This is a genomic window from Gordonia sp. i37, from assembly GCF_002043085.1.
Classification (GTDB): Bacteria; Actinomycetota; Actinomycetes; order Mycobacteriales; family Mycobacteriaceae; genus Gordonia; species Gordonia polyisoprenivorans.
On record NZ_MVPX01000250.1, the window covers coordinates 1 to 6,197 of the forward strand.

7 protein-coding genes and 1 pseudogene are annotated in these 6,197 nt (G+C 69.0%); 1 reads left to right on the forward strand and 7 read right to left on the reverse strand.

Translation table 11 applies throughout. The annotated features are described in order from the left end of the window. Positions 1–1,306: NAD(P)/FAD-dependent oxidoreductase (locus B1964_RS11590; protein WP_079929841.1), on the forward strand; the 1,306-nt coding region annotated here is incomplete at its 5' end. Positions 1,307–1,321: 15 nt separating this feature from the next. Here the strand turns inward: B1964_RS11590 and B1964_RS11595 are convergent. The 7 genes and pseudogenes from B1964_RS11595 to B1964_RS11625 all read right to left on the reverse strand — a co-directional run. Beyond that, a complete protein-coding gene (locus tag B1964_RS11595; protein ID WP_079929842.1) occupies positions 1,322–2,032 on the reverse strand; it encodes an urease accessory protein UreD in 711 nt (236 codons plus the stop codon). Beyond that, positions 2,033–2,737 carry an urease accessory protein UreG gene (ureG, locus tag B1964_RS11600; protein WP_006368056.1) on the reverse strand — a complete coding sequence of 235 codons (705 nt, stop codon included), beginning with the start codon at positions 2,735–2,737 and terminating at the stop codon, positions 2,033–2,035. It lies immediately after the preceding gene. A gap of 70 nt (positions 2,738–2,807) precedes the next feature. Further along, a complete protein-coding gene (locus B1964_RS11605) occupies positions 2,808–3,428 on the reverse strand; it encodes an urease accessory UreF family protein (RefSeq protein ID WP_170320168.1) in 621 nt (206 codons plus the stop codon). A gap of 45 nt (positions 3,429–3,473) precedes the next feature. Then, positions 3,474–5,192 carry an urease subunit alpha gene (locus B1964_RS11610; protein ID WP_079929843.1) on the reverse strand — a complete coding sequence of 573 codons (1,719 nt, stop codon included), beginning with the start codon at positions 5,190–5,192 and terminating at the stop codon, positions 3,474–3,476. Position 5,193: 1 nt separating this feature from the next. Next, positions 5,194–5,523 carry an urease subunit beta gene (locus B1964_RS11615; protein WP_006368059.1) on the reverse strand — a complete coding sequence of 110 codons (330 nt, stop codon included), beginning with the start codon at positions 5,521–5,523 and terminating at the stop codon, positions 5,194–5,196. 17 nt (positions 5,524–5,540) lie between these two features. After that, positions 5,541–5,843 (reverse strand): urease subunit gamma, encoded by a 303-nt coding sequence (locus B1964_RS11620; protein ID WP_014362194.1) that lies wholly within the window; start codon positions 5,841–5,843, stop codon positions 5,541–5,543. A 142-nt stretch (positions 5,844–5,985) separates the two neighbouring features. Further along, positions 5,986–6,197, reverse strand: a pseudogene (locus tag B1964_RS11625) (aldolase); the annotation flags it as partial.

A 6,197-nucleotide genomic window follows, 5' to 3' on the forward strand; every position in this document is an offset into this window, starting at 1 on the left:
CGCCCCGGCCACCCGCGTGGTACTGCGCAAGCAACGCAACGTCACCGTGCTGATGGGCGATGTGTTCCAGATCGACCTGACCGCCAAGACGGTGACCTCCCGGTTGCTCGAGCGCATCACGGTGACGCCCTACGACAAGCTCATCATCGCCGCGGGCGCCGACCAGTCGTACTTCGGCAATGACCATTTCGCCGAGTACGCGCCGGGTATGAAGACCATCGACCACGCCCTCGAGTTGCGCGGACGCATCCTCGGCGCGTTCGAGCAGGCCGAGCTGTCCGACGACCCTGCCGAGCGCGCCAAGCTGTTGACCTTCGTGGTCGTCGGCGCCGGCCCCACCGGGGTCGAGCTGGCCGGTCAGATCGCGGAGATGAGCGACAAGACCCTCAAGGGAGCCTTCCGCAACATCGACCCCACCGAAGCCCGGGTGATCCTGCTCGACGCGGCTCCCGCGGTGTTGCCACCGTTCGGCGAAAAGCTCGGTCGCAAGGCCGCCGCGCGCCTGGAGAAGATGGGTGTGGAGATCCAACTCGGTGCGATGGTCGTCGACCTCGACTACGACGGCCTCGTGGTCAAGGAGAAGGACGGCAGCACCCGACGGATCGAATCGCAGTGCAAGGTGTGGTCGGCGGGCGTGCAGGCCAGCCCGCTCGGCAAGCAACTCGCCGAACAGTCGGGTGTCGAACTCGACCGGGCGGGGCGCGTGAAGGTGCTGCCCGATCTGACCATCCCCGATCACCCAGAGGTCTTCGTCGTCGGCGACATGATGGCCGTCGACGGCGTGCCGGGCGTGGCGCAGGGCGCGATCCAGGGCGGCCGCTACGCCGCCGATGCGATCAAGGCCGAGCAGAAGGGTCAGACGCCGGATCAGCGCAAGCCGTTCAGCTACTACGACAAGGGGTCGATGGCCACCATCTCGCGTTTCAGCGCGGTGATGCAGGTGCCGATCCCGGGTACCAAGAAGAAGTTCGAGACCGAGGGATACTTCGCCTGGCTCGGCTGGCTCGCGCTGCACCTGGTGTACCTCGTCGGTTTCCGCAACCGGCTGAACACGCTGATCAACTGGTTCTTCGCGTTCAGCACGCGCGGTCGCTCGCAGCTCGCGGTGACCGAACAGCAGGTGTACGCGCGCACGGCCATCGGCGCGCTGTCGGCACTGGAGAACAAGTCGGTGCCCGAGGTGGAGGCCGAGGCGGCCGGTGCCGACGACACCGCGGCGGCGACCGAATCCGCGAACAAGCCCACCAGCGACGCCGACGCCACCACGACCGAGGCCGACAAGGCCTCCGCGGCCGAGGCCAGCTAGGGGCTGGGCTGAGCCCTAGATCTGCGCGAGAGCTGCTACATCGAGGGCGTCGCAGTGGGCTCGTGCCTGAGCGACCCCCCGCCCCAGTGCGGTGGTGAGCGATGCATCGCCGACGAGGGCGAGCCGCGCCGCGAAATGGTCTGCGTCGACGTGGGCGGGGCTCGCGTCGGGGTACCGGAACACGCTGGTCAGTGCGTTGAAACCCGCTGCAGCACAAGCCGATCCGGCCCCCAACTCGAGTCCGTGACGCAGGATGGGACGCCGGTCGACGTCGACGTGGAGTCGTCCGCGCCATCGTCCGGCGTCGTCGCCGGGGTGATCGACGGCCGACCGGCCTATCTGGATGTGCTCGTGCAGATCGATCGTCGCGTCGGCGTCGGCGTGCACCTCGATCACCGAATCGTGGTGGGCTCCCCCGGCCACCACGGTGGGCTGCGGGTCGAGCCGCAGACGGGCGCCCGCGCCGACCTCGATACGCCATCGCGAGGTCGACTCCACCCGATCCGCGGCGGGCAGGGCGATCATCGCGGCCACCGAACCGAGGTCGAGCGACGTCGCCTCCGCGAGATGCACGAGAACCTCGATGTGGTCGCCGCCCAGCGGGGTCGCCGCAGTCCCGATCAGGTGTGCACGCGACGTCCCGGTCCGGCGAACGGCCAGCCCGCCGGTGGCACGCACACGCGGCGAGCGACCGGCCTCGACGACGATCTCGACCTCGGTGCGCATCTACCGTCCGGCCGCCCCGCCACCCACCGGCGCGTCGGCTGCGAGATGACCACGCACCCAGGCCAGCACATCGGTGGCGGCCGGATCGTCGGTGAGTGAGATCATCGCGGTCGGGCGGCCCTCCCGGACCTTGGCGGCGTCGCGACGCATCACCTCCAGATCGGCACCGACCTGCGGCGCGAGGTCGGTCTTGTTGATGACGAGCAGGTCCGACCAGGTCACCCCGGGGCCGCCCTTGCGGGGAACCTTGTCGCCGCCGGCGACGTCGATGACGAAGATCTGCACGTCGATCAGTCCGGTGGAGAAGGTGGCGGTGAGGTTGTCACCGCCGGACTCGACGAGGATCAGATCCAGCGGCGGATTGGCCGCGATCAGGTCGTCGATCGCGTCGAGGTTGGCGGTGATGTCGTCGCGGATCGCGGTGTGCGGGCAGCCACCGGTCTGCACGGCGGTGATCCGTTCGTCGGGCAGGACGGCGTTGCGGCGCAGGAAGTCGGCGTCCTCGGTGGTGTAGATGTCGTTGGTCAGCACGGCGACCGACAGTTCGTCGCGCAGTTGGCGGCACAGGGCCGCGACGAGTGCGGTCTTGCCGGAGCCGACGGGCCCGCCGATGCCGACGCGCAGCGCTTCTCCGGGCTCGCGATGGCGGCGTGGCCGGTCGTGGCCGTGATCGTGGGGTTCGCCGTCGATCAGGTGCGGGGGCATGGATTCCTCTCGGGGGTCGGATCGTGATCGGGCTTGGTCTGCGGTCGGCTCGGCTCGTGGGCCGAGCGGGTCAACTCATGAACAGGGGCATGGGCCGGGTCTCGTGACGCTCGGCGAGGACGTCGAGAATCGGATCGGACAGATCCGCGAGTCCGGTCGCGGCCTGCGCGGCCACCGCTTCGCACTCGGCACCGAGGTCGGCGATCATCACCGCGACATCGGCCGGGTCGAGGGCCAGGAGCCGCTGGCCGGCCGTCGCCGTGCCGCTCACCGTCGTGTAGACGCACACGAGCGCGGTCTGCATGCCCGACAGGCCCGACGCCGCGCCGACCGAGCCGCTGATGACCGGCAGATGAGTGCTCGGCAGGTGCGCCGAGAAATCAGTCGCCGGGAACATGCGGCGGGCCAGTCGGACCATGCCGCGGCCCTGAGCGAGAGACGCTTTGCGCGCGGCGGCCGACGGGGTGCGGGCATCGGTTTCGATCTGGGCGGCCCGAACGTCGAGGGTGCCCTCGGCCACCGCGGCGGCGATCGACGCCGCGACCAGGCCGCTGGTGGTGAGTCGTCGGTGCAGGAAGGCGGCGAGGTCGGCGACGCCGCGCACGAAGCCGTCGGTGATCGCCTGCTCGACACCACCGGAGTGGACGTGGCCGCCCACCGGCAGGCGCGAATCGGCCAGGGTCAGCATCATCGCCAACGACGACGTGGCGGGCGCAGCGGGATCGGTCACGGCGGCTCAGAACAGGAAATACCGTTGTGCCATCGGCAGTTCGGGCACCGGCTCGGCATCCCACACCGCCCCGTCGATGCGCACGGTGAAGGTGTCGGGGTCGACCTCGATGGTCGGCGTCGCGGCATTGCGCGGCATGTCGGCCTTGCCGAGGGCGCGGGTGTTCTTCACCGGTACCAGCCGGCGACGGATGCCGATGCGATCGGCCAGATCCTCGTCGCAGCCCGGCGCGACGAAGCTCAGCGAGGTGTCGGCGGCGGTCGGTGCCGCGGCACCGAACATGGGTCGGGGCAGGACCGGCTGCGGGGTCGGGATGGAGGCGTTGGCATCTCCCATCTGCGCCCAGGCGATCGCGCCGCCCTTGATCACCAGGTCCGGCTTCACACCGAAGAACGCCGGATCCCACAGCACGAGGTCGGCGAGCTTGCCGATCTCGACCGATCCGATTTCGTCGTCGAAACCGTGGGCGACCGCCGGACAGATCGTGTACTTGGCGATGTAGCGCTGTGCGCGGTTGTTGTCGGCGCGGCTGTCACCCTCGAGCGCCCCACGTTTGCGCTTCATCACGTGCGCGGTCTGCCACGTCCGCAACACCACCTCGCCGATACGACCCATCGCCTGCGCGTCCGACCCGATCATCGAGATCGCACCCAGGTCGTGCAGCAGATCCTCGGCAGCGATGGTCGACGGCCGGATGCGGCTCTCGGCGAACGCGAGATCCTCGGGCACGGTGGGATTGAGGTGATGGCAGACCATCAGCATGTCGAGGTGTTCGTCGAGGGTGTTGACGGTGTGCGGGCGGGTCGGATTCGTCGAACTCGGCAGCACGTTGGCCGCCGCGGCAACGGTGATGATGTCGGGTGCGTGCCCGCCGCCTGCACCCTCGGTGTGATAGGCGTGGATGCTGCGTCCGGCGATGGCACCCAGGGTCGATTCGACGAAGCCGGCCTCGTTGAGCGTGTCGGAGTGCAGCGCCACCTGCACCCCGGTCTCGTCGGCCACGCGCAGGCAGGCGTCGATCGCGGCCGGTGTACTCCCCCAGTCCTCGTGGAGCTTGAATCCCGATGCGCCGGAACGGATCTGCTCGCGCATGGCCTCGGCGCTGACGGTGTTGCCCTTGCCCAGCAGAGCGATGTTCATGGGCCAGTGATCGGTGGCGGCGAGCATCGACGCCAGATGCCACGCGCCGGGCGTGACGGTGGTGGCCTTGGAACCCTCCGCGGGTCCGGTGCCGCCGCCGATCAGCGTGGTGATGCCGTTGCCGAGCGCCTCGTCCATGATCTGTGGGCAGATGAAGTGGACATGGCAGTCGATACCGCCGGCCGTCAGGATCTTGCCGTTGCCCGCGATGATCTCCGTCGACGCCCCGATCACCAGGTCGGGATGCACCCCGTCCATCGTGTCGGGATTTCCGGCCTTACCCAGGGCTACGATGCGGCCGTCGCGGATTCCGATGTCGGCCTTGATGATTCCCCAGTGGTCGAGCACGACCACGCCGGTGATGACGGTGTCGGGCGCGCCATCGGCGCGGGTGGCGCGACTCTGCCCCATCGATTCCCGGATGACCTTGCCGCCACCGAACACCGCTTCGTCGCCGGCCAGACCCGGTCCGCCGCAACGGTCCTCGGTGACCTCGATGAGCAGATCGGTGTCGGCGAGACGAATCCGATCACCGGTGGTGGGGCCGAACAGTTGCGCGTAGCGGTCACGTCCGAGGATCGCCATCTCAGTCCACCTTCCCGGGCGCATCCAGCGAGATCCCGTGCACCTCACGGGTTCCGCCGAGCGGGACCAGTGTCACCGTCATCTCGATCCCCGGTTCGAAGCGCACCGCGGTACCGGCGGGGATGTCGAGGCGTCGCCCCCGCGCCTGATCGCGATCGACGTCGAGCGCCGGATTGGCCTGCGGGAAGTGGACGTGACTGCCGACCTGGACCGGGCGATCACCGGTGTTGGTGACGGTCAGGGTGATCGCCGAGGCTCCCGCGTTGAGTTCGATGTCGCCGTCGGCGGTGATCACCTCACCGGGCACGATCGTCGATTTCTGCTGCGCCACTGGATAACTCCCCTACCTCAGCCGATCGGGTGATGCACGGTGACCAACTTGGTGCCGTCCGGGAAAGTCGCCTCGACCTGCACGTCGTGCAGCATCTCCGGTATCCCGTCCATCACGTCGTCGCGGGTGAGAACCTCGCGGCCACTGGCCATGAGTTCGGCGACGGTACGGCCATCTCGCGCGCCTTCGAGGACGTGATCGGTGATGACGGCGACCGCCTCCGGATGGTTGAGCTTGAGTCCGCGACCCTGCCTGCGGCGGGCCAGCTCGGCGGCGTAGGAGATGAGCAGACGTTCCTGCTCATGCGGCGACAGTCGCACCGATTCCGTCCTTCCCCGTGTCGGTACCTGCTGAATTCGACACCCTCGGGTCCGAATTCACCTCCGGGGCACCTGCGGTGCACTCCGGCTCCGTCATCCTGCCACTTCTCGGTGCGCTCGGCGCGGCGAGCGCACCGAGGCGTCAGCCGGACGTCAGGGCACCGCCGCCGGCCGACAATTCGTCGAGCCGCGCGGGTGTGCACAACGGTGCCGTCCGGGTCACCTCGTCGACGGTGAAGGCCGCAGCGGCCAGGCCGCGGCGGATCACCAGTGCCAGCGACATCGCGGTCGCCGGCTCGTCGACCACATCGCCGGAGCGCCGCTCGAAATAGGCCTGCAATCGGCTCCCCCCCC

Coding starts and splice junctions, on each gene's coding strand:
- B1964_RS11605 (WP_170320168.1), bottom strand. CDS start 3,428: ATGATGCTGACCCTGGCCGATTCGCGCCTGCCGGTGGGCGGCCACGTC.
- ureG (WP_006368056.1), bottom strand. CDS start 2,737: ATGCCCCCGCACCTGATCGACGGCGAACCCCACGATCACGGCCACGAC.
- B1964_RS11595 (WP_079929842.1), bottom strand. CDS start 2,032: ATGCGCACCGAGGTCGAGATCGTCGTCGAGGCCGGTCGCTCGCCGCGT.
- B1964_RS11610 (WP_079929843.1), bottom strand. CDS start 5,192: ATGGCGATCCTCGGACGTGACCGCTACGCGCAACTGTTCGGCCCCACC.